The organism is Novilysobacter erysipheiresistens, assembly GCF_036663935.1.
GTDB classification, from domain to species: domain Bacteria; phylum Pseudomonadota; class Gammaproteobacteria; order Xanthomonadales; family Xanthomonadaceae; genus Novilysobacter; species Novilysobacter erysipheiresistens.
On the sequence record NZ_JAXGFP010000001.1, the window covers coordinates 13,437 to 34,138 of the forward strand.

18 protein-coding genes are annotated in these 20,702 nt (G+C 68.6%); 9 read left to right on the forward strand and 9 right to left on the reverse strand.

Features of this window, described 5'->3' with window-relative positions:
- Positions 1–77 precede the first annotated feature (77 nt).
- The 3 genes from sufB to SNE34_RS00080 form a co-directional block, all read right to left on the reverse strand.
- The gene (sufB, locus tag SNE34_RS00070) at positions 78–1,553 is read right to left on the reverse strand and encodes a Fe-S cluster assembly protein SufB (protein WP_332613603.1); all 1,476 of its coding nucleotides are present in this window, start codon (positions 1,551–1,553) and stop codon (positions 78–80) included.
- 84 nt (positions 1,554–1,637) lie between these two features.
- Positions 1,638–2,105, reverse strand: a complete 468-nt coding sequence (locus SNE34_RS00075; RefSeq protein ID WP_332613604.1) for an SUF system Fe-S cluster assembly regulator — start codon at positions 2,103–2,105, stop codon at positions 1,638–1,640.
- A 111-nt stretch (positions 2,106–2,216) separates the two neighbouring features.
- Positions 2,217–2,765: a c-type cytochrome gene (locus tag SNE34_RS00080; RefSeq protein WP_332613606.1), complete on the reverse strand. Its 549-nt coding sequence runs from the start codon at positions 2,763–2,765 to the stop codon at positions 2,217–2,219.
- A 123-nt stretch (positions 2,766–2,888) separates the two neighbouring features.
- Between SNE34_RS00080 and SNE34_RS00085 the strand changes: the two genes are divergently transcribed.
- From SNE34_RS00085 to SNE34_RS00100, 4 genes are all read left to right on the forward strand, one after another.
- Positions 2,889–3,368 carry an SET domain-containing protein gene (locus SNE34_RS00085; protein ID WP_332613607.1) on the forward strand — a complete coding sequence of 160 codons (480 nt, stop codon included), beginning with the start codon at positions 2,889–2,891 and terminating at the stop codon, positions 3,366–3,368.
- Between the two features lie 218 nt (positions 3,369–3,586).
- Positions 3,587–4,387: a 3-hydroxybutyrate dehydrogenase gene (locus tag SNE34_RS00090; protein WP_332613608.1), complete on the forward strand. Its 801-nt coding sequence runs from the start codon at positions 3,587–3,589 to the stop codon at positions 4,385–4,387.
- A 13-nt stretch (positions 4,388–4,400) separates the two neighbouring features.
- A complete protein-coding gene (locus tag SNE34_RS00095) occupies positions 4,401–5,567 on the forward strand; it encodes a patatin-like phospholipase family protein (protein WP_332613609.1) in 1,167 nt (388 codons plus the stop codon).
- A 113-nt stretch (positions 5,568–5,680) separates the two neighbouring features.
- Entirely contained in the window at positions 5,681–7,975 is a 2,295-nt protein-coding gene (locus SNE34_RS00100; protein WP_332613610.1) for a DUF5916 domain-containing protein, read from the forward strand.
- A gap of 114 nt (positions 7,976–8,089) precedes the next feature.
- Here SNE34_RS00100 and SNE34_RS00105 read toward each other — a convergent pair whose 3' ends face one another.
- The 5 genes from SNE34_RS00105 to fusA form a co-directional block, all read right to left on the reverse strand.
- Complete coding sequence (locus SNE34_RS00105; RefSeq protein ID WP_332613611.1) at positions 8,090–8,545, reverse strand: putative toxin-antitoxin system toxin component, PIN family; 456 nt, start codon at positions 8,543–8,545, stop codon at positions 8,090–8,092.
- Positions 8,546–8,552: 7 nt separating this feature from the next.
- Positions 8,553–9,296, reverse strand: coding sequence for a hypothetical protein (locus tag SNE34_RS00110; RefSeq protein WP_332613612.1), 744 nt, complete (start codon positions 9,294–9,296; stop codon positions 8,553–8,555).
- On the reverse strand, positions 9,293–9,871 hold the full coding sequence (locus SNE34_RS00115) for a DUF1439 domain-containing protein (RefSeq protein ID WP_332613613.1): 579 nt from the start codon (positions 9,869–9,871) through the stop codon (positions 9,293–9,295). The genes SNE34_RS00110 and SNE34_RS00115 overlap by 4 nt, the downstream gene beginning before the upstream one ends.
- A gap of 84 nt (positions 9,872–9,955) precedes the next feature.
- On the reverse strand, positions 9,956–10,486 hold the full coding sequence (locus SNE34_RS00120; protein WP_332613615.1) for a M23 family metallopeptidase: 531 nt from the start codon (positions 10,484–10,486) through the stop codon (positions 9,956–9,958).
- Positions 10,487–10,580: 94 nt separating this feature from the next.
- Entirely contained in the window at positions 10,581–12,623 is a 2,043-nt protein-coding gene (fusA, locus tag SNE34_RS00125; RefSeq protein ID WP_332613616.1) for an elongation factor G, read from the reverse strand.
- A gap of 239 nt (positions 12,624–12,862) precedes the next feature.
- On the opposite strand from fusA, the gene SNE34_RS00130 reads away from it, so the two are divergent.
- Entirely contained in the window at positions 12,863–13,297 is a 435-nt protein-coding gene (locus SNE34_RS00130) for an OsmC family protein (RefSeq protein WP_332613617.1), read from the forward strand.
- 134 nt (positions 13,298–13,431) lie between these two features.
- A complete protein-coding gene (locus SNE34_RS00135) occupies positions 13,432–14,145 on the forward strand; it encodes a glycine zipper 2TM domain-containing protein (protein ID WP_332613618.1) in 714 nt (237 codons plus the stop codon).
- A 132-nt stretch (positions 14,146–14,277) separates the two neighbouring features.
- Here SNE34_RS00135 and SNE34_RS00140 read toward each other — a convergent pair whose 3' ends face one another.
- A complete protein-coding gene (locus tag SNE34_RS00140; protein WP_332613619.1) occupies positions 14,278–15,159 on the reverse strand; it encodes a PhzF family phenazine biosynthesis protein in 882 nt (293 codons plus the stop codon).
- Positions 15,160–15,334: 175 nt separating this feature from the next.
- Here SNE34_RS00140 and SNE34_RS00145 point away from each other — a divergent pair, with 175 nt between their 5' ends.
- Genes SNE34_RS00145 through murD form a run of 3 tightly spaced genes read left to right on the forward strand, consistent with a single transcriptional unit; the run spans position 15,335 to position 20,692 of the window.
- Positions 15,335–17,920 (forward strand): bifunctional aspartate kinase/diaminopimelate decarboxylase, encoded by a 2,586-nt coding sequence (locus SNE34_RS00145; protein WP_332613620.1) that lies wholly within the window; start codon positions 15,335–15,337, stop codon positions 17,918–17,920.
- A complete protein-coding gene (gene murL, locus SNE34_RS00150; protein ID WP_332613621.1) occupies positions 17,917–19,293 on the forward strand; it encodes a UDP-N-acetyl-alpha-D-muramoyl-L-alanyl-L-glutamate epimerase in 1,377 nt (458 codons plus the stop codon). The genes SNE34_RS00145 and murL overlap by 4 nt, the downstream gene beginning before the upstream one ends.
- The gene (gene murD / locus SNE34_RS00155; RefSeq protein ID WP_332613622.1) at positions 19,274–20,692 is read left to right on the forward strand and encodes a UDP-N-acetylmuramoyl-L-alanine--D-glutamate ligase; all 1,419 of its coding nucleotides are present in this window, start codon (positions 19,274–19,276) and stop codon (positions 20,690–20,692) included. The genes murL and murD overlap by 20 nt, the downstream gene beginning before the upstream one ends.
- Positions 20,693–20,702: the final 10 nt, after the last annotated feature.

Here is a 20,702-nt window from a genome sequence, read left to right on the forward strand (position 1 = left end):
CGTGAGTCGCGACCCGCCGAACGCTGGAGGCGACGTACAGGTCGCGACTTACGTCGCTCCTACGTTGGCTGTTCGGTTTACCCGACCGAGCCTTCCAGACTCACTTCCATCAGCTTCTTGGCCTCGACTGCGAACTCCATCGGCAGCTCGCGGAACACCTGCTTGCAGAAGCCGTCGACGATCATCGACACCGCGTCCTCCTCGCCGATGCCGCGCGAACGGCAATAGAACAGCTGGTCGTCGCTGATCTTGGAGGTGGTCGCTTCGTGCTCGACGGTCGCGGTCGGGTGCTTGACCTCGATGTACGGGAAGGTGTGGGCGCCGCACTTCTTGCCGATCAGCAGCGAGTCGCACTGGGTGTAGTTGCGCGCGCCCTCGGCGCCCGGACCCACCTTGACCAGGCCGCGGTAGGTGTTCTGCCCGCGGCCGGCGCTGATGCCCTTGCTGATGATCTTGCTCTTGGTGCGCTTGCCGATGTGGATCATCTTGGTGCCGGTGTCGGCCTGCTGGCGGTGGTGGGTCAGCGCGACGGAGTGGAATTCGCCGGTGGAGTCATCGCCGATCAGCACGCAACTCGGATACTTCCAGGTGATCGCCGAACCGGTTTCGACCTGGGTCCAGTGGATCTTGCTGCGCGCGCCGCGGCACTCGCCGCGCTTGGTCACGAAGTTGTAGATGCCGCCGACGCCGTTCTCGTCGCCCGGGTACCAGTTCTGCACCGTCGAGTACTTGATGTCGGCATCTTCCAGCGCGACCAGCTCGACCACCGCCGCGTGCAGCTGGTTCTCGTCGCGCATCGGCGCGGTGCAGCCTTCCAGGTACGACACCTGCGCGCGGTCCTCGCAGATGATCAGGGTGCGCTCGAACTGGCCGGTGTGGCCGGCGTTGATGCGGAAGTAGGTGCTCAGTTCCATCGGGCACTTCACGCCCTCGGGGATGAACACGAAGCTGCCGTCGGAGAACACCGCGGAGTTCAGCGCGGCGAAGTAGTTGTCGCCGGTCGGGACCACGCTGCCGAGGTACTGCTTGACCAGCTCGGGATGGTCCTTGATCGCCTCGGACATCGAGCAGAAGATCACGCCTTTCTCGGCCAGTTCCTTGCGGAACGTGGTGCCGACCGACACCGAATCGAACACCGCGTCGACCGCGACGCCGGCCAGCTTGGCGCGCTCATGCAGCGGCACGCCGAGCTTCTCGTAGGTGTCGAGCAGTTCCTGCGGCACCTCGTCGAGCGAGGCGTACTTGGGTCCCTTCGGCGCCGAGTAATAGCTGAGCGCCTGGAAATCGATCGGCGCGATGTTCAGCTTGGCCCAGTGCGGCACCGGCATGGTCAGCCAGTGGCGGTAGGCCTCCAGCCGCCACTCGGTCATCCACGCGGGCTCGTCCTTCTTGGCCGAGAGCGCGCGGATGACGTCCTCGTCGAGTCCCGGCGGCAGGCTGTCGGATTCGATGTCGGTGATGAAGCCGGCATCGTACTTGCGGCCGAGCTGCGCGTGGATCTCGGCGTTCTGCTCGACCGGCCGGAGCGCGGTGTCGGTGATGTCGGTGGCCATTGGGCTGCCTACTGTCGTGATGTCTGGTTGAACGAGACTATTGAGCGAGCCTGGTTGACAGATCTGTCGGACAAATCTGTCGAATCAGGCGCTGGCCAGGCGCAAGTCGATGCGTCTGGAAGGAGAGGATGTTGCGGAGCCGGGCGGCGGCACGCCGTCGATCATCTGCGCCAGGGTCACGCTGCGCAGCGCCTCGATCACCACGTCGTTGATTCGCCGCCAGTTGGCGCGCACCCCGCAGTGGTCCTCGATCGTGCAGTTGCCCTCGTGGACGCTGCACTCGGTCATGCCGAGCGGGCCTTCCATCGCCTCGACGACCTCGATCAGGGAGATGTCGGCCGCCGGTCGCGCCAGCCGGTAACCGCCGTTGGCGCCGCGGAAGCCCTCGACCAGCCCGGCCTGCGCCAGCGGCTTGAGCAGCTTGCTGACGGTCGGCGCCTCCAGGCCCGCGCGTTCGGCCAGCTCCGAGGCGCTGAGCACGGCATCGGACTGGGCGGCGAGGGCGGTCAGGACGACCGTCGCGTAGTCGGTGAGTTTGGTGACGCGGAGCATGGGCACGGGCCGGTTGAATCCGTACCGTTATTGTACGGATTTGCGCCCGCGCCGCCAACCACGGCAATTTATCGGTTCAGTACGCCTGTCGCCTCGCCGCCGGTTGACTGGCTATGGCGTACCGATGGCGGCCGACGCCGCGGCCGGCACCACCAGTTCGAAATACGGCGGCGGCGGGTCCTGTCCCGGCGGCAGGTAGGCCGGAGCAGGTGCGCCACCGGGACCGAGCGACTTGATGAAATGGAAGATCGCGCGACGGTCGGCCTGGCTCATCGCCCGCAGGCTGAAGTCCGGCATGATCGGGCGGGTCCGCAGCGCGGCGCTGTAGTCCAGCCACTGGGCCTCGTCCATGTCCACCAGCTTGAGCCGCAGATTCGGGGCGTAAGTGGTGCCCCACGGGCCTTTGTAGCCCAGCGGCGAGCCGGTCAACCACTGCGAGGTGTCGACCTCGCCCTGCTGCTCGGCGTAGCCGACGGTATGGCAATCGTTGCAGCCGGTCGTGCGGACCAGGTATTCGCCCCGGGCGACCAGTTCCCGGGCGGCGTCGGGACTGGCCGTGGCCGCCGGCGGTGCGGCGGGTGCCTCGCCATCGACCCGGCAGGCGGACTGCATGAGCAGCAACGCGGTGGCGGCAAGCGGCAACAGGCGGATGGGTTTCATGGTCGTGTCATCGAGGGTGAACCCCGAAACCAACGCGTCGGGCCAACGCCACCGGACATCGGCATGGTCGCTTGGGCGCCATCCGGGTCAAAATGGTGCATTCATCCCAACTTGGACTCCCGCATGCCGCGCAAGATCGTCGCCCGTCGCTCCGCCATCCACGGCAATGGCGTGTTCGCCGTTGCACCGATCGCCAAGGGCGAGCGCATCGTCGAGTACAAGGGTCGCCGCCGCACCCACGAGGACGTCGATGCCGGCGACAGCGGCGATGCCGATTCCGGCCACACGTTCCTGTTCACCCTCAACGACGAGTACGTGATCGACGCCAACTTCGAGGGCGGTACCGCGCGCTGGATCAACCACAGCTGCAAACCCAATTGCGAGGCGGTGCTGGAAGAGCATGACGGCGATGACCGTCGCAAGGACCGGGTGTTCATCGAGGCGACCCGCGCCATCAAGCCCGGCGACGAGCTGGCCTACAACTACGGCATCACCCTCGACGAGGCGCACACGCCGCGGATGAAGAAGATCTGGGCCTGCCGCTGCGGCGCGAAGGACTGCACCGGCACGATGCTGCAGCCGAAGCGCAAGAAGAAGGTCTGACGGACTCTGGCTGATGTCCGGCCGGGCTCCCTCCGGCCGTAGGAGCGACGTGAGTCGCGACCTGTACATCGCCTCAAGGGTTCGGCAGGTCGCGACTTACGTCGCTCCTACAACCAAGCCATCTCGTCGACAACTGGACCAACGGCGGCGATCCGTCGCGGAACATAGTCACGGGCACCCGTTACCATCGAGGAATTCCATCGCAACGGAGTCCCCGCATGACCTCGATCGAAGGCAAGGTCGCCATCGTCACCGGCGCGGCCAGTGGCATCGGCAAGGAAATTGCGTTCGAGCTGTCGCGCGCCGGCGCGCTGATCGCGATCGCCGACATCAATCTTGACGGCGCCCAGGCCGTCGCCAGTGAGATCGAGCAGGCCGGGGGACGGGCGATCGGAGTGGCGATGGACGTCACCGACGAGGCCGCGGTCGACGCCGGCACGCAGCAGGCGGTGGAGGCGCTGGGCCCGATCGACATCCTGGTGTCCAACGCCGGCATCCAGATCGTCAACCCGATCGAAAGCTACGACTTCGCGGCCTGGAAGAAGATGCTCGCGATCCATCTCGACGGCGCCTTCCTGACCACCAAGGCCGCGTTGCCGCACATGTACAAGGACGACGGCAACGGCAAGAGCCGCGGCGGTACGGTCATCTACATGGGCTCGGTGCACTCGCACCAGGCATCGAAGCTGAAGGCGCCGTACGTGACCGCCAAGCATGGCCTGCTGGGGTTGTCGCGCACGCTGGCGAAGGAAGGCGGCGAGCGCGGCGTGCGCAGCCACGTGGTCTGCCCCGGCTTCGTGCGCACCCCGCTGGTCGACAAGCAGATCCCGGAGCAGGCGAAAGAGTTGGGGATCAGCGAGGAGGAGGTGATCCGCAACGTCATGCTCGGGCAGACCGTCGATGGCATCTTCACCACGGTCGAGGACGTCGCCCAGACGGTGCGCTTCCTGTGCGAGTTCCCCAGCGCCGCGCTGACCGGCCAGAGTTTCATCGTCAGCCACGGCTGGCACATGCAGTGACGGGCGCGCGCTGATGGTCGCCACGCCGACGCTGCGCCTGCCCGACCACATCGCCCTGGTGTTGCAGGGCGGCGGCGCGTTGGGCTCGTACCAGGCCGGGGTATACCAGGGCCTGCACGCGGCAGGGGTCGATCCCGACTGGGTCGCCGGCATCTCGATCGGTGCGTTCAACGCCGCGATCATCGCCGGCAACCCGCCGGAGCGGCGGGTCGATGCCCTGCACGAGTTCTGGGAGACGATCTCGCAGCCGTATTTCCTGCCGGCGACCACGCTCGGGCAGGAGGCGCACTTCCTCGACATGAACGAGCTCGCGCGCGCCTGGCTCGACACCTGGGAAGCCTGGCGGGCGATGACCGAGGGCCAGCGCGGCTTCTACCAGCCGCGCAGCTGGACCAGCTGGCTGCCGGGACAGAACCCGCTGCAACCGACGGGCCCGACCGTCGCCAGCTACTACGACACCAGCCCGATGATCGCCACGCTGGAACGGCTGGTCGATTTCGACCGGCTCAACGACGGCGACGTGCGGGTATCGGTCGGCGCGGTCGACGTCGCCAGCGGCAACCTGGAGTATTTCGACAACCGCTCGATGCGGCTCGACGCGCGCCACATCCTCGCCTCCGGCGCGCTGCCGCCGGCGTTCCCGGCGGTCGAGATCGACGGCCGCTTCTACTGGGACGGCGGCCTCGTCTCCAATACCCCGCTGTCGTACCTGCTGCAGGCCGAACCGCAGGCCGACACCCTGGTGTTCCAGATCGACCTGTGGAACGCGCAGGGTCAATTGCCCCAGACCCTGCTCGACGTCGCCGAGCGCGAGAAGGAAATTCAGTACTCCAGCCGCACCCGGATGGTCACCGACATCCAGCGCGTCGGCCAGCACTACCGCCGGCTGCTGCGGGAGTTGCTGGAGGAAATCCCGGCCGAGGTGCGCGAGTCCAACCCGTGGTGCCGCCACGGCGCCGAGCTGGCCTGCGACAACCGGATCGGGGTGATCCAGTTGATCTACCGCGAGCGCGCGCGCTTCGGCCACTTCAAGGATTACCAGTTCGGCCGGGTGGCGATGCGCGAGCACTGGCAGTCCGGCCTGGCCGACATCGGCCGCGCGCTGGCGCATCCGGAATGGCTGAAGCTGCCGACCGGCGAGAACACCTTCGTCACCCACGACGCCACCGCGCCGGATTGACGACCCCACCTGCGATGCACGAACCGCCGGATTGGTTGCCATGACTTGTGCCAGTCGTCGTAACCGACCGCTTCGGCATAGTCTGCGCGCCGTCTTCGACCGATCCCGACCGCATGCGCCTGCTTCCCCTGATCGCCATCCTCGCCACCCTCGCGCTGCCAGCCCACGCCGTCGGGGATGACGCGCCCGCGGTCGACGCCCCGACGGTCGACACATCGGGTCCGGCGATCACCGTCGACGGTCGCATCGAACCGGCCGAATGGGAGGGCGCGCGCCATATCACCGACTTCCGCCTCACCCAGCCACTGTCGGGGGAACCCGCGCCGTATGCCACCGAGGCCTGGGTCAAGTCGACCCCGGACGGCCTCGCGGTCGCCTTCCGCAATACCCAGCCCGAGGGCGTGCCGCGCACCCGCACCCGCACCCGCCGCGACGAGGGCGGCCAGCTCGACCGGGTCAACGTAATCGTCGATTTCGACGGCGACGGCCGCACCGGCTACGACTTCATGGTCACCCTGGCCGACGGCATCGCCGACGAGGTGATCACCAACGAGACCCAGTTCAACAACGACTGGGACGGCAACTGGAAGCACGCCACCTCCGAGGACGCGACCGGCTGGAGCGCCGAGGTGCTGATCCCGTGGTACATCGCGCCGATGGGCAAGGCCGAGGGCGGCACCCGCACGATCGGCCTGTACCTGGACCGGGTGCTCGGCTCGACCGGCCAGCGCATGTCCTGGCCGGTCGCGAGCTTCATGCGCCCGCGCTTCCTGTCGGACTTCGAGAAGGTCGAGCTGCCGGCCTACAGCCAGTCGCTGCTGGCGGTAACGCCGTACGTGGTCGGCGTCTACGACAACCTGTCGGGCGACAGCGATTTCGACGCCGGCGCCGACATCTTCTGGAAGCCCAACGGCCAGACCCAGCTGACCGCGACGATCAATCCCGACTTCGGCCAGGTCGAGAGCGACGACCTGGTGGTCAACTTCGGCGCCGAGGAGAGCTTCTTCAGCGACAAGCGGCCGTTCTTCACCGAGAACCAGGGCATCTTCAACTTCGGGCTGCTGATCGACAACAGCCAGCTGATCTACACCCGCCGCGTCGGCGGTGCGGCCGACGACGGCAGCGGCCCCGGCGACATCGACGCGGCGGTCAAGCTCAACGGCAGCCTCGGCGGACTCAACTACGGGGTGATGGCCGCCGAGGAAAGCGGCGATGCCGGCCGCTCGTTCCGTGCGCTGCGGCTCAACCACGACTTCGAGAACCAGAACGTCGGCCTGCTGGCGACCCAGGTGCTGCGGCCGTTCCTCGACCGCGAGGCGCGCGTGGTCGGCATCGACCACCGCTGGCAACCGAGCGATGCACTGACCGTCACCAGCAACGTGGTCGGCAGCGACATCGAGCAGGCCGGCCAGACCACCCGCGGCAGCGGCGCGACCACGGTCATCGACTACGAGATGGGCGACGGCTGGCGCCAGCAATGGCTGGCGATGCACTTCGGCGACGACCTGGAGGTCAACGACTTCGGTTACCTCGGCCGCAACAATCTCAACTACGGCCATTGGCAGCTCAGCCGGCGGCTCACCGACCGGCCACGGGATTCGGCCTACGCCTCGCACGACTACCGCGGCCGCATCATCGGCATCGACAACGACGACGGTCTGCGCGTGCAGCGCCAGCTGCGGCTGATCCGCCAGAGCGACCGTCGCGACGGCGGCAGCGAATACCTGCAGCTCAATCTCAACGCCCCCGGCTACGAGGACCTGCTGACCCGCGGCAACAACCCGTTGTACCGGCCGGGCAATTTCGGCCTGAGCTGGGAGCGCATCCGCCCGCGCAAGGGCGCATGGGCGTGGGAGCTGTACACCTGGGTCGGCAGCGGCGGCCTGGAGGGCAACGACGAGATCGGCTACAGCATCGAGTTCGAGCCGACCTATTACTTCAGCGATGCGTTGAGTGCCTTCGTCGGCGGTTACGCGGAGTACGACCCGGACTGGCTGGTGTGGCAGCGCGACAACCTGGTCGGTCGCTTCGAGCAGCGCTCGGTGCAGTTCAACGCCGGACTGGACTGGAGCATCGGCCAGCGCCAGGAACTGCGGGTCAAGCTGCAGACGATCGGGCTGGATGCGCAGCTGACCGAGGCGGTGCAGGTCGGCGCGGACGGGCGCGCGGTGGCGGTGGCGCCGACCGGAGCGAACGAGGTCGACGATTTCAGCCTGCGCAACCTTGGCTTCCAGGTGCGCTACCGCTACATCCTCGCGCCGTTGTCGGACCTGTACGTGGTCTATGGCCGCGGTGGTTACATGCTCGACGAGTTCTCGGTCGATCCGCAGGAGCAGCTGGTCGACAGCTTCCGCCTGCGCGACAGCGAGCAGTTGCTGGTGAAGCTGTCGTATCGGTTCGAGTTGTAGGGGCGGCGGCAATCCCTTGGTCCGTCGCGGTGCCATGGATTCCCTGTAGGAGCGACGTGAGTCGCGACCCGCCGAACGTTGGGGACGATGTACAGGTCGCGACTTACGTCGCTCCTACCCGGAGCCGCCTTGCGCGGCCCATATCTCCGGCGTCGTGATCTCGAACCAGCCCTCGCGTCGGCACCGCTTCGCCAGCGACAGCAGGTGGCGGTCGCGGCTGAGCAGCCAACGCGCGTTTGACGCGTGCGCGAGCTGCAGGAACTTCTGGTCGTCGGGATCGCGGCAACGCGGCAAGGTCACCCCGGTTCGGCGCATCGCCGGAGGCAGCGGACGTACCAGCGCGTCGAATGCCGCGACCATCGCATCGCGGGATGCTTCGTCGAGCCGCAGCAGCGGATAGGTCAGCACCCGCAGCCATTCGCCGCGGCATTCGGTGTCGGTCACCGCGATGACGTCGCCGGCCTCCAGCGCCGTCCGCAAGACGGCGGTGCGCGGGTCGCCGAAGCGCAGCAGGTCGAGGCAGACGTTGGTGTCCAGCACGATCCGCGGTGCCGTCGCGAACCCGCTCAAGACGCCGCTACGGCTGCACTTCGCGGATGTCGGCCGCGGCGATCCGCCACGCGCGCTGCTCCTCGCTGGCGCCGTCGACCACCGCGCGGCGCAGGGTGTAGGCGCCGACGTAATGGTGGACGCTGCCGTCGTCGCGGGTGGCGCGCAGCGCGACCGGGACCTCGATGTAACGCGAGCCGGCGGCGGCGTCGATCCGGCCCGGGGCCATGAACTCGACCGCGACCTCGCGGGTATCGTCGAAGCCATCGGCGAACTGCTGCGGCGACTGGCCACTGGCGTTGCCGCCGTCCGACCACAGGGTATAGGCGCGGCCGTAGCTGCCGGCGTTGATCGCCTCGTAGTAGGCGCGCACCACGGCGACCGCCTCGTCCGCACCGGGGCCGTCGACCAGCGGTTCCGTGCCCGGCGGGTCGTTCGGCAACGGCGGCAAGTTTGCGTCCTCGATCGAACCGCGACCGCCGGGATCGACCAGGTTGCCCTCGCTGTCGATGGCGGTTTCCGGCGGCATGTTGCTGGCCGGTTGCCGCGGCGGACCGACCTGGCCCGGGCCCGGCTGCCCGGGCATGCCGGTGACGTTGCCGCCGGCGCGCTCGGGCGTGGGGAGGGCGTCGTCGCTGGCGGCGAGGGCAGGATTGTCGGCGTTGTCCTGGCGATCGCTGCATCCGGCGATGCCACCCGTCGCGGCGATCGCGACCATCGCCAGGCCGAGCCAGCTTGCTGCGCGCCTTGTCGCGTTCGACTTCAAGATCATTCGCCCAGGTTGATCACGACCACGCCGCGCTCGATCGCGGTCGAGTCGATCCGGCGCGCGCTGATGCGGTCGAGCAGGCTGTTGTCGAGCCGGTAGACCGGTTCTTCGCGGGCATAGTCATCCAACCAGCTGCTGAGCAGTTCGCGCGAGGTGCCGCTCATTACTCCGCCGAGCGCCGGCACGTCGACCGACTCGATCACCGGGTCCTGCAGGTGCAGGCCGCGGGTTTCCGGATCGAACCGCAGGCCGCTGCTGAGGGCGAAGTGCCCGGTGGTGGCGAGGCTGCTGCTGCCCAGCGCCGACAGCCCGACGTCGAAGTCCAGCCGCAGCCGGGTGCTGTCGTACGGGATCGACAGGGTCGGGTTGGTCAGACGCAACGACACCAGCCCGCCAAGCTTGTCGTACTCCTTCGGGAAGTTGCGGTTCAGCGCGTGCTGCAGTTGCGGCTGGGTAAAGGTGACCTGGCTGCCGAGCATCGCGCCGAGGGTATTGAGGGTCGAGCATCCCGCCACCAGCAGCGCGGCCAGGGCGAAGGAGATGAGGGCGACGGACGTGCGGAATACCGGTTTGCGCATGATCGATCCTGGCAGGCGACGACCGCCACCGTACGTGGTGGCGGTGAATGACGGGTTAGCGTGATTGGAGGGCATGACCCGATGCTAGCGCGAAGTCGTTTGCGGTTGCGCGTCGGCGCCCGCGCGCAGCCGCGGCAGCGGATCGAGCGCACCGCCCTCGCCGTAGATGCCGTAATGAAGGTGTGGCGGCGTGCCGCGTGCGTTGCCGCTGTCGCCGACGTAACCGAGCACGTCACCGGGCAGGACCACGTCGCCGGCGGCCAGCCCTTCGGCCCAGTCATCGAGGTGCGCGTAATAATGGTTCTCCAGGCCCGGGCCACGGACCCACACATGGCGTCCACCCAGCCCGCGCTCGCGCACCGCGCCGACCACGCCGCGGGTGGTGCTGGTTACCGGTGTGCCGCGCTCGGCGAAGATGTCGATGCCCTCGTGGCTGCGGTCGCTGCCACGCGCCGCACCCCAGGTGTCGACCAGGTCGACCGCATCGACACCGCTCACCGGTATCGGCAGCGAGGATGGCGGCGGCATCCGCGAGATCTCCCACAGCATCCGCGTCGCGGCCATGAACGACTGCTGCCACGCCCACCAGGCCGCCGCGGCAAACACCGCGAACATGAGGCCTGTTGTCAGCAGGCGGCGAGCGATGGGGGCGTAATCGCGGGAAGTGGATTCGACCATGGTGCCGGCGATGGGCGTACGACGGGCGTACCTAATCCTCCTCGTGCTTCGGCTTGTAGGCCTCCACCAGGCGTCGTTGCACCGGCGCCGGCACCGGTTCGTAATGGCTGAAGTCGAGCGCGTAGCGGCCGCGGCCGGCGGTCACCGATTTCAGCTCGGCGGCGTAACCCTCCAGCTCCGACAGCGGCACCTGCGCCTTGACCGCGATCTCGTTGCCGCGCAGCACGTCGGTGCCGTTGATCCGCGCACGCTTGCCGGCCAGCCCGCCGCTGATGTCGCCCATGTGCTGCTCGGGCGCGCTGACCTCGAGGTCGACGATCGGCTCGAGCACCTGCGGCCGGGCCTTGGCGATCGCGTCGAGGAACGCCTTCTTGCCGGCGGCGACGAACGCGACCTCCTTGCTGTCGACGCTGTGATGCTTGCCGTCGTACACCACCACCCGCACGTCCTGGATCGGGTAGCCGGCGATCGCGCCGCTGTGCAGGACCTGTTGCACGCCTTTCTCGACCGCCGGCAGGAACTGGCCTGGGATGGTGCCGCCCTTGACCTGGTCGACGAACTCGAAGCCGGCCCCGCGCGGCAGCGGTTCGACCCGCAGGTAGACCTCGCCGAACTGGCCGGCGCCGCCGGTCTGCTTCTTGTGCCGGTAGTGGCCCTCGGCCTTGGCGCCGATGGTCTCGCGGTAGGCGATCCGCGGTGGCCGCGACGTTACCTCGATGCCGTACTTGTCCTGCAGCCGGTCCAGGTTGACCCGCAGGTGCAGGTCCGACAGGCCGCGGACCACGGTCTCGTTGGTCTCGGCCTCGTGCTCGACGACGAAGCACGGGTCTTCCTCCGACAGCTTGTGCAGCGCGCTGGCGAGTTTCTGTTCCTGGCCTTTGCGCGCGGCCTCGATGGCGAGCCCGAACATCGGCTTGGGGAAGTCCAGTGGTGACAGGTGGATGTTGTCCTCGTCATGGCTGTCGTGCAGCACCGCGTCGAAATGCAGTTCCTCGACCTTGGCCACCGCGGCGATGTCGCCGGGCACCGCGCGCTCGATCTCGACGTGGTCCTTGCCCTTGAGCTTGAACAGGTGGCCGACCTTGAATGGCTTCTTGCCGTCGTCGACGAACAGCTGGCTGTCCTTGCGCACGGTGCCCTGGTAGACCCGGAACACCGCGAGCTTGCCGACAAAGGGATCGTTGGTGATCTTGAACACATCGGCGATCACGTGCGCCTTCGGGTCGGGCAGCGCCTCGATGCGCTTGCGCTCGTTGCCTTTCTCGAACGGTGGCGGGTTGGCCTCGGCCGGGTTCGGCAACCACTTTTCGGCGACGCCGAGCAACTCCTTGATACCGACTCCGCTGCGCGCCGAGCAGAACAGCACCGGCACCAGGTGGCCCTCGCGCAGGCACTGCTCGAACGCCTCGTGCAATTCGTCGCCGGACAAGCCGCCTTCGCCGAGGTCGAGGTAATGCTCCATCACCGACTCGTTGATCTCGACGATCTGGTCGAGGATCTTCTGATGCCAGTCGGCGACCGCGCCGAGGTCGCTCTGGCCTTCGGTGTTGCCGAGGCAGTCGACCACCGCGTTGCCGCCATCGGCCGGCAGGTTCAGCGGCAGGCATTCCGGGCCGAAGCTGCGGCGGATGTCCTCCAGCGCCTGCGCCGGGTCGGCGCCGTCCTGGTCGATCTTGTTGACCACGATGACCCGGCACAGCCCGCGCGCCCTGGCGTGCTCCATCATCCGCCGCGCGCCGTAGTCGACCCCGGCGGCGGCGTCGACCACGATCGCGACGGTCTCGACCGCCGCCAGCGCCGACAGCGCCGGGCCGCGGAAATCGGGATAGCCCGGGGTGTCGATCAGGTTCACGTGCATGCCGCCGTGGTCGATCGAGGCGACCGCGATGTCGAGCGAATGGCCGCGCTGTTTCTCGACCGGGTCGAAGTCGGACACGCTGTTGCCGCGTTCGACGCTGCCTGCCGTCTGGACGGTGCCGCCGGCGAGCAGCAGGGCTTCGAACAGGGTGGTCTTGCCGGCGGCGGGGTGGCCTGCGAGCGCCACGTTGCGGATGTCTTGGGTGCTGTGGGACATGAGCGGACTTCTCCCTGCATGGAGGGTGGAAGGCCGTCATGGCTGTCCGCGCTGCGCGACCGAGCGTGGTGCGCTCGGCGGGCGGTCATGGCGGGAGGGCCGGCGCGGGGCCGGAGGGCAAGCCTCGCGCCGCCGGTGGGGGGAGTCAATAGGGCACGGCGTTGCATGTCCGACATGCTGCGCTAACACCCGGGCGCGTAGGCTGCGGCTTTCCCCTCCGACTTCCAAGGATCCTGCACATGGGTATCTCCCGCCACGCCACCGCCCACTGGGAAGGCGACCTCAAGACCGGCCGCGGCCAGCTCAGCACGCCCGACAGCGGCCTGATGGACAAGACCCGCTACGCCTTCAGCAGCCGCTTCGGCGACGAGAAAGGCACCAACCCGGAAGAACTCATCGCCGCCGCCCACGCCGGCTGCTTCACCATGGCGCTGTCGGCCAAGCTGACCGAGGCCGGCCACCCGCCGACCCGGCTCGACACCCAGGCCGCGGTCGACCTGTCGATGGAAGGCGGGCCGTCGCTGTCGCAGATCACCTTGAAGGTCGAGGCCGAGGTGCCGGGCATCGACGAGGCGAAGTTCCAGTCGATCGCCGAGGATGCCAAGGCCAACTGCCCGATCTCGAAGGCGCTGAGCGCGGTGCCGATCTCGATGCAGGCGACGCTGGTCGGTTGAGCCCGGACCCCGGCTGGCCTCCGCGAGAACGGGGGCTAAACGGCTTCACGCCACTTTTACGAAATTCAGCCACGGTTGACTCCGACGCGCCGACAGTCGTCCTGCACGCCGCGCATTCGGCGTTGGAGACGGACATGAACCGAATGGTTTCGAACCGCATGGTGGCCCGCACCCTCGTTCTCGCCCTTGCCGTGGCCTTGGCGGGTGCCGGTGGTGCCGCCGCCGCCCAGGACCTGCGCGCCAGCTACGTCCAGCCAAACCCGGACTATTACCAAGGCGACCGTTACGGCCGGTCCGACGCGCACTACGACTACGCCCGGGTGATCCGGGTCGACCCGGTATTCGATTCGCGCGGCGGCTACGCCCAGGCCGGCCAACGCTGCTACCAGCGCCGCGGGTATGCGGACGGCTACGACGGTTACGGCGACGACTACCGCGATGGCCGTTATGACGATGGCTACTATCGCGGCGATTCCCATGACTCCTACCGCAGTGACAACGGCAGCGGCGGCGCCATCGCGACCGTGATCGGCGGCGTCATCGGTGCCGCGATCGGTAGCCAGGTCGGCGGCGGCAGCGCCCGCTATGCGACCTCGGCGATCGGCACCATGGTCGGCGGCCTCGCCGGTCGCGAGATCTACGAACAGAACCGGCGCCAGCGCGACCGCACCGGCACCGTGACCGTCTGCGACCCGGTGCCGGACGACGGACGCTACGTGTCGACCGGTAACCGCGGCGTGACCGAATACGACGTCACCTACGAGTACGCCGGCCGCCAATACACCACCCGGACCCATTACCACCCGGGCGACCGCATTCGCGTGCGGGTCGATGTACGGCCGGAGTAACCGCCAGGCGGCCGCCGTTCAAACGGATGGAGCAGGGGAAGCGCCCAAGGGCGCACGGGGGCCGCAAGGCCCCCTTTTTTTGTCGCGCAGCCGCAAATCCCCTTTTGATCGCGCAGCCGCAAGGCCTCTGTTCTATGGCCAGTCGATCTGCCCGCGCACCACCGTGCAGACCCGGCCGCCCGACCAGACCTCGCCATCGCCATCGACCCGCAACTGCAGGCGTGCATCGAAACCGACCTCGCGGCCCTGGCTGGCCACGTAACGGCCATCGCGGCCGGGCAGGGCATCGTTGCGCTGCAGCCACGCGGCCAGAGTCGCATTGGCAGCGCCGGACGCGGCGTCCTCGAATCCGCCGTTGATGCCGACGAACGCGCGCACCACCAAGTCGTAGTCGCGCCCGGCGTCGGCGCGGGCGAACGCGCAGACGCCCATGCTGGCGGTCGATTCGGCCAGGCCGATGACCGCGGTCCAGTCCGGCGTCGCGCCGCGCAGCGCGGCTTCGTCGCCGGCATCGAGCAGCCACCAACGCCGGCCGCCGTCCATCAGCGCCGGTGGCAGCGTGCCCGTCGGCAGGCTTGCGACCACGGCTGCGAGTCGTGGATCACCGGCTTCGGCGACCTCGATCACCGCGGCTTTCGGCGCGCGCACCGCGATGGTCCGCGTCGCGCCGTCGCCCTCGACCGCCAGCGGCAGCATGCCAAGGTTGCCTTGCTGCCACAGCCGGCCGTCGATTGCTGTTGCCATCCCCGCATCCAGTACCGCGCAGGCGGTGCCGACGCTGGGGTGGCCGGCAAACGCGACTTCGCGCTGCGGGCTGAACATGCGCACCTTGTAGCTGGCATCCGCCGCGGTCGGGGCGAATACGAAGGTGGTTTCCGGCCGTCGGGTCCAGCGGGCAATCGCCTGCATCGCCGCGTCGTCGAGGCCGTCGGTGTCGAGGATCACCGCCAGCGGGTTGCCGGCCCCGGGCCGGTCGGCGAAGACATCCAGTTGCAGGTAGCGGCGCAGCGTCATTGCGGGGGAAATCCTGGGGCTCGACCGGTGGCGGTCGGAGCGGCGGAGCGTTGAGCCTGATCGACCGGTTTGATCGACTAGAATCGCGGTTTCGTGCCATCCGGCAGGCCGGCATGGCGGCAGGTCGGCGTGATTTGACCGGCGCAATTCTAGATGGATTCGACATAGAGGGCTCATGGTGGCGCAAGCGCAACGCTGGGTAATACTCAAGTTCGGCGGCACTTCGGTGTCGCGCCGCAACCGTTGGGACACCATCGGCCGCCTTGCCGCCAAACGGGTCGCCGAGGACGATGCGCGCGTGCTGGTGGTGGTGTCGGCGCTGTCGGGCGTCACCAACGAACTGCTGGCGATCAGCCAGGGCGACGACATCGGCGGGCGCACCCGCGCGCTGGTCGAGCGCCACCACGGCTTTTGCGAAGAACTCGGGCTCGATCCCGCAGGCGTGCTCGACGGGCGATTGGCCGCATTGCAGGCGCTGGCCGGCGACCCGCGCGCCGTCGCGCGTCCGCTCGACTGGCAGGCCGACGTGCTGGCCCAGGGCGAACTGTTGTCCTCGACCCTCGGCGCGGCCTACCTGTCCGCGCAGGGTCTGGATTTCGGCTGGTGCGACGCGCGCGACTGGCTCGACGCGGTGGCGCTGCCGAACCAGAGCGCGTGGGCGACCCGGCTCGCGGTCAACTGCCGGCGCGAGGCCGACGCCGGCTTTGGCGCACGCTTCGCCCAGCAGGCCGCGCCGATGCTGCTGACACAGGGTTTCATCGCCCGCCATGCCGACGGTGGCACCGCGGTGCTCGGCCGTGGCGGCTCCGATACCTCGGCGGCGTGCTTCGGCGCGTTGCTGAAAGCCGAGCGCGTGGAGATCTGGACCGACGTCCCCGGCATGTTCAGCGCCAATCCGCGCGAGGTGCCGGACGCCCGCCTGCTGGCCCGGCTCGACTACGCCGAGGCCCAGGAAATCGCCACCACCGGCGCCAAGGTGCTGCACCCGCGCTCGATCGGCCCGTGCCGCGATGCCGGCGTGCCGATGGCGATCCTCGACACCGAGCGCCCCGACCTGCCAGGCACCCGGATCGATTCCAGCGCCGCCACCGTGCCCGGGGTCAAGGCGATCAGCCGCCGCGACGGCGTGGTGCTGGTATCGATGGAAAGCATCGGCATGTGGCAGCAGGTCGGCTTCCTCGCCGACATCTTCGAGCGCTTCCGTCGCCACGGCCTGTCGGTCGATCTGATCGGCTCGTCGGAGACCAACGTCACCATCTCGCTCGACCCCAGCGAGAACCTCGTCACCAGCAATGTGCTGGAGGCGCTGGCCGCGGACCTCGCCGAAGTCTGCCGGGTCAAGGTCATCGTGCCGTGCAGTGCGTTCACCCTGGTCGGTCGTGGCATGCGCTCGCTGTTGCATCGACTCAGCGACATCTGGGCGACGTTCGGGCGCGAGCGCGTGCACCTGGTCTCGCAATCGTCGAACGACCTCAACCTGACCTTCGTGGTCGACGAGGCCGATGCCGAAGGGCTGTTGCCGACGCTGCACGCCGAGCTGATCCGCAGCGGCGCGATGCCGGTGCGCGACGCCGGCGTGTTCGGACCAAGCTGGCGCGAGATCGCGCATGGCAAGCCCGAGCGCGCGCGGCCATGGTGGGTCGGCAAGCGCGAGGCGCTGCTCGAACGCGCGGCCGCCGGCACTCCGCGCTATGTCTACGACCTCGCCACCGTGCGCGAGCGCGCCCGGGTGCTGACCGGCACCGCGGCGATCGACCGCGGCTTCTTCGCGATCAAGGCCAATCCGCATCCGGCGATCCTGCGCACGATCGTCAACGAGGGGCTCGGCCTGGAGTGCGTGTCGCTCGGCGAGATCGAGCACGTGTTCGCGACGCTGCCGGAGCTGTCGCCGCAGCGCGTGCTGTTCACTCCGAGCTTCGCCCCCCGCCGCGAATACGAGGCCGCGTTCGCCAAGGGCATCACCGTCACCCTCGACAACATCGAGGCGCTGCAGCGCTGGCCCGAGGTGTTCCGCGGCCGCACGCTGTGGCTGCGGCTCGACCTCGGCCACGGCGAAGGCCATCACGCCAAGGTCAAGACCGGCGGCGTCGCGGCCAAGTTCGGCCTGCCGCTGGCCAAGGTCGACGCGTTCCTCGACGCCGCGCGTGTGCTCGACGTCCGCGTCAGCGGCCTGCATGCGCACCTGGGCAGCGGCATCGACGACCCGCAGCACTGGCATGGCGTCTACGCCCATCTCGCCGGCCTGGCCGACAGCGTTGGCACGGTCGAGACGATCGACATCGGCGGCGGCCTGTCGGTGCCGTACACGCCGGAGTCGGCCCACTTCGACGTGGCGCTGTGGCGCGCCGGACTCGACGAGATCAAGGCCGCGTACCCGCGCTACGGATTGGTGGTCGAGCCCGGCCGTTACCTGGTCGCCGAGTGCGGCGTTCTGCTGCTGTCGGTGACCCAGGTGGTGGAGAAGGACGGCGTGCGTCGGATCGGCGCCGATGCTGGCATGAACGCGCTGATGCGGCCGTCGATCTACGACGCCTACCACGGCATCCACAACCTGGACCGGCTCGACGACACGCAGTCGCAAACCTTCGACGTGGTCGGGCCGATCTGCGAGAGCGGCGACGTGCTCGGCTTCGAGCGCGCGCTGCCGGCCGCGACCGCCCAGGGCGACGTGCTGCTGGTCGCCGACGCCGGCGCCTACGGCATGGTCATGGCCAATACCTACAACCTGCGGGCGCTGCCGGCAGAGGACATCATCGAATGAGTGAGTGGAAATTCCAGCGTGACGCGATCAAGGCGTTCCGCTTCATGCGTTGCGGCTTCGACCCGGCGACCGGTGTGGCGCAGTTGCTCTATGCGTTCGACGACGGCCCGGAAATGGTCGAGACGATCACCGTGCCCGGTGCGCCATTCGCGATGGACGGCGAGCGCGCCGCGGCGGTCGAGCGCGCGCTGCGGCTGCTGCATCTGATCGCCGGCGTCAGCTACTACAAGGCGGCGGTGCCGGAACGGATCGAGATCGAGTCGTACGAGATCGATGCCGACACAGCGGCGTTGCTGGAGCTGATCTACCTCAATGGCCTGGGCGAGTTCGCCTATCGCAACGTCCTGGACCTGCACGGTCGCATCCGTTTCCCGCATCGCGACAACGTCGAGGCCGCCGCGCCCGCGCTCGGCCTGCGCGAACACGCGCTGGTCGCGATCGGCGGCGGCAAGGACTCGCTGGTCAGCATCGAGGCGCTGCGCGCGCTCGACGTCGAGCAGACCGTCAGCTGGATCGGCGGATCGCAGCTGATCAAGGCCTGTGCCGAACGCACCGGCCTGTCGACGCTCAATGTCGGCCGCGCGCTGGCGCCGCAACTGTTCGACTACAACCGCGAGGGCGCCTGGAACGGCCATATCCCGGTCACCGTGGTGAACTCGGCGATCCTGGTGCTGGCGGCGTTGCTGCATGGGGTCGACCAGGTGGTGTTCTCCAACGAGCGCTCGGCCAGCTACGGCTCGATGATCACCACCGATGACGGCACGGTCACCACCGAGGTCAACCACCAGTGGTCGAAGGGCTGGGCCTGCGAGTCGGCGTTCGGCGGCTACGTCGAAAAGCACGTCGCCGCGGACCTGCATTACTACTCGCTGTTGCGGCCGTTGAGCGAGCTGGCGGTCGCGCGCCAGTTCACCCGCAGCGACCGTTACGACGCGCATTTTTCCAGCTGCAATCGCAACTTCCACATCCTCGGCGAGCGCCCGACCAACCGTTGGTGCGGGGTCTGCCCGAAGTGCCATTTCGTGTTCCTGGCGCTGGCGCCGTTCATGAGCAAGCCGCGACTGGTCGGCATCCTCGGCCGCAACCTGCTCGACGACCCGGCGCAGATTGCCGGCTACGACGCATTGCTGGAGTACCAGGACCACAAGCCGTTCGAGTGCGTCGGCGAAGGCCGCGAGTCGCGCGCGGCGATGGCAGCGCTGGCTGCGCGCCCGGAATGGCGCGAGGATGCGCTGGTCAAGCGCTTCGCCCGCGAGATCCTGCCGCAACTGGATCACGACGAACTTCGGATCGAATCGCTGCTGGTGCTCGACGACGAACAGCGGATCCCGCCGCGACTGTGGGAACGCCTGCGTGCGCACTTCACCGCTTAGGATCGCGCAACTCGACGGTCGCAGGGTCGCGCTGTGGGGCTGGGGTCGCGAAGGCCGCGCCGCCCACCGCGCGATCCGTCCGCGCCTGCCGGGACTGCCGCTGACGCTGTTCTGCAACGGCGAGGAAGCCGTCGATGCGCGCGCGCTTGGCGATGCGAACCTCCAGGTTGAAACCGACGCCAGCGCGGCACGCCTGTCCGCGTTCGACGTCGTGGTCAAGTCGCCCGGGATCAGTCCGTACCGCGACGAGGCCGTCACCGCGGCCGCTCAGGGCACCCGTTTTATTGGCGGCACCGCGTTGTGGTTCGGCGAGCAGGCCGGCGCCGACGGCATTGCCGCGAACACCGTCTGCGTCACCGGCACCAAGGGCAAGAGCACCACCACCGCGTTGCTCGCCCACCTGCTGCGCGCCGCCGGCCACCGCACCGCATTGGCCGGCAATATCGGCCTGCCGTTGCTGGAGGTGCTGGACCCGCCCGAGTCGCCGGACTACTGGGCGATCGAGCTGTCGAGCTATCAGACCGGCGACGTCGCTGACAGCGGCGCGCGGCCCGCGGTCGCGGTCGCGCTCAACGTGTTTCCCGAACACCTCGACTGGCATGGCTCGCAAGCGCGCTATGTCGAGGACAAGCTGCGCCTGCTGACCGGCGCGCGGCCGCGGATCGCCGTACTTAACGCCAACGACCCGCAGCTCGCATCGCTCGACCTGCCCGACAGCGATGTGCGCTGGTTCGGTCGCGACGACGGCTGGCACCTGCGCGGCGATGCCCTGCATCGCGGCGACACCTTTGTCATGGACACCATCGCGCTGCCGCTGCCGGGCCGCCACAACCGCGGCAACCTGTGCGCGGTACTGACCGTGCTGGAGGCGCTCGGGTTGGATGCGGCCGGGCTGGCTTCGCAGGCGGCATCGTTCCGGCCGCTGCCGCACCGACTGCAGATGCTCGGCACCCGCGGGGCGGTCAGCTACGTCAACGACTCGATCAGCACCACCCCGCATGCGAGCCTGGCGGCGCTGGAGTGTTTCGGCGCGCGCGATATCGCGTTGCTGGTCGGTGGCCACGACCGCGGCGTCGATTGGTCCGAGTTCGCCGCAGCGATGGAGCGCCGCGCTCCGGCCGCGATCATCACGATGGGCGCCAACGGCCCGCGTATCCACGAGTTGCTGGCGCCGCTGGCGGCACAGGGGGGGGTCAAGCTCATCGCTGCGGTCGATCTCGCCGATGCGGTGCGACAGGCCGAGGGCGCGCTGGACGGCGAGGGCGTGGTGTTGCTCTCCCCGGGCGCGCCGAGCTTCGGTCCGTATCGCGACTATGTCGAGCGCGGCCGCCACTTCGCCACGCTGGTCCGCTTCGACCCCGAAGCGATCAGCAGCATTCCCGGCCTCGGCATCGCCTGATCCGGTGGGA

Coding starts and splice junctions, on each gene's coding strand:
- sufB (WP_332613603.1), bottom strand. CDS start 1,553: ATGGCCACCGACATCACCGACACCGCGCTCCGGCCGGTCGAGCAGAAC.
- SNE34_RS00075 (WP_332613604.1), bottom strand. CDS start 2,105: ATGCTCCGCGTCACCAAACTCACCGACTACGCGACGGTCGTCCTGACC.
- SNE34_RS00080 (WP_332613606.1), bottom strand. CDS start 2,765: ATGAAACCCATCCGCCTGTTGCCGCTTGCCGCCACCGCGTTGCTGCTC.
- SNE34_RS00085 (WP_332613607.1), top strand. CDS start 2,889: ATGCCGCGCAAGATCGTCGCCCGTCGCTCCGCCATCCACGGCAATGGC.
- SNE34_RS00090 (WP_332613608.1), top strand. CDS start 3,587: ATGACCTCGATCGAAGGCAAGGTCGCCATCGTCACCGGCGCGGCCAGT.
- SNE34_RS00095 (WP_332613609.1), top strand. CDS start 4,401: ATGGTCGCCACGCCGACGCTGCGCCTGCCCGACCACATCGCCCTGGTG.
- SNE34_RS00100 (WP_332613610.1), top strand. CDS start 5,681: ATGCGCCTGCTTCCCCTGATCGCCATCCTCGCCACCCTCGCGCTGCCA.
- SNE34_RS00110 (WP_332613612.1), bottom strand. CDS start 9,296: ATGATCTTGAAGTCGAACGCGACAAGGCGCGCAGCAAGCTGGCTCGGC.
- SNE34_RS00115 (WP_332613613.1), bottom strand. CDS start 9,871: ATGCGCAAACCGGTATTCCGCACGTCCGTCGCCCTCATCTCCTTCGCC.
- SNE34_RS00120 (WP_332613615.1), bottom strand. CDS start 10,486: ATGTTCGCGGTGTTTGCCGCGGCGGCCTGGTGGGCGTGGCAGCAGTCG.
- fusA (WP_332613616.1), bottom strand. CDS start 12,623: ATGTCCCACAGCACCCAAGACATCCGCAACGTGGCGCTCGCAGGCCAC.
- SNE34_RS00130 (WP_332613617.1), top strand. CDS start 12,863: ATGGGTATCTCCCGCCACGCCACCGCCCACTGGGAAGGCGACCTCAAG.
- SNE34_RS00135 (WP_332613618.1), top strand. CDS start 13,432: ATGAACCGAATGGTTTCGAACCGCATGGTGGCCCGCACCCTCGTTCTC.
- SNE34_RS00140 (WP_332613619.1), bottom strand. CDS start 15,159: ATGACGCTGCGCCGCTACCTGCAACTGGATGTCTTCGCCGACCGGCCC.
- SNE34_RS00145 (WP_332613620.1), top strand. CDS start 15,335: ATGGTGGCGCAAGCGCAACGCTGGGTAATACTCAAGTTCGGCGGCACT.
- murL (WP_332613621.1), top strand. CDS start 17,917: ATGAGTGAGTGGAAATTCCAGCGTGACGCGATCAAGGCGTTCCGCTTC.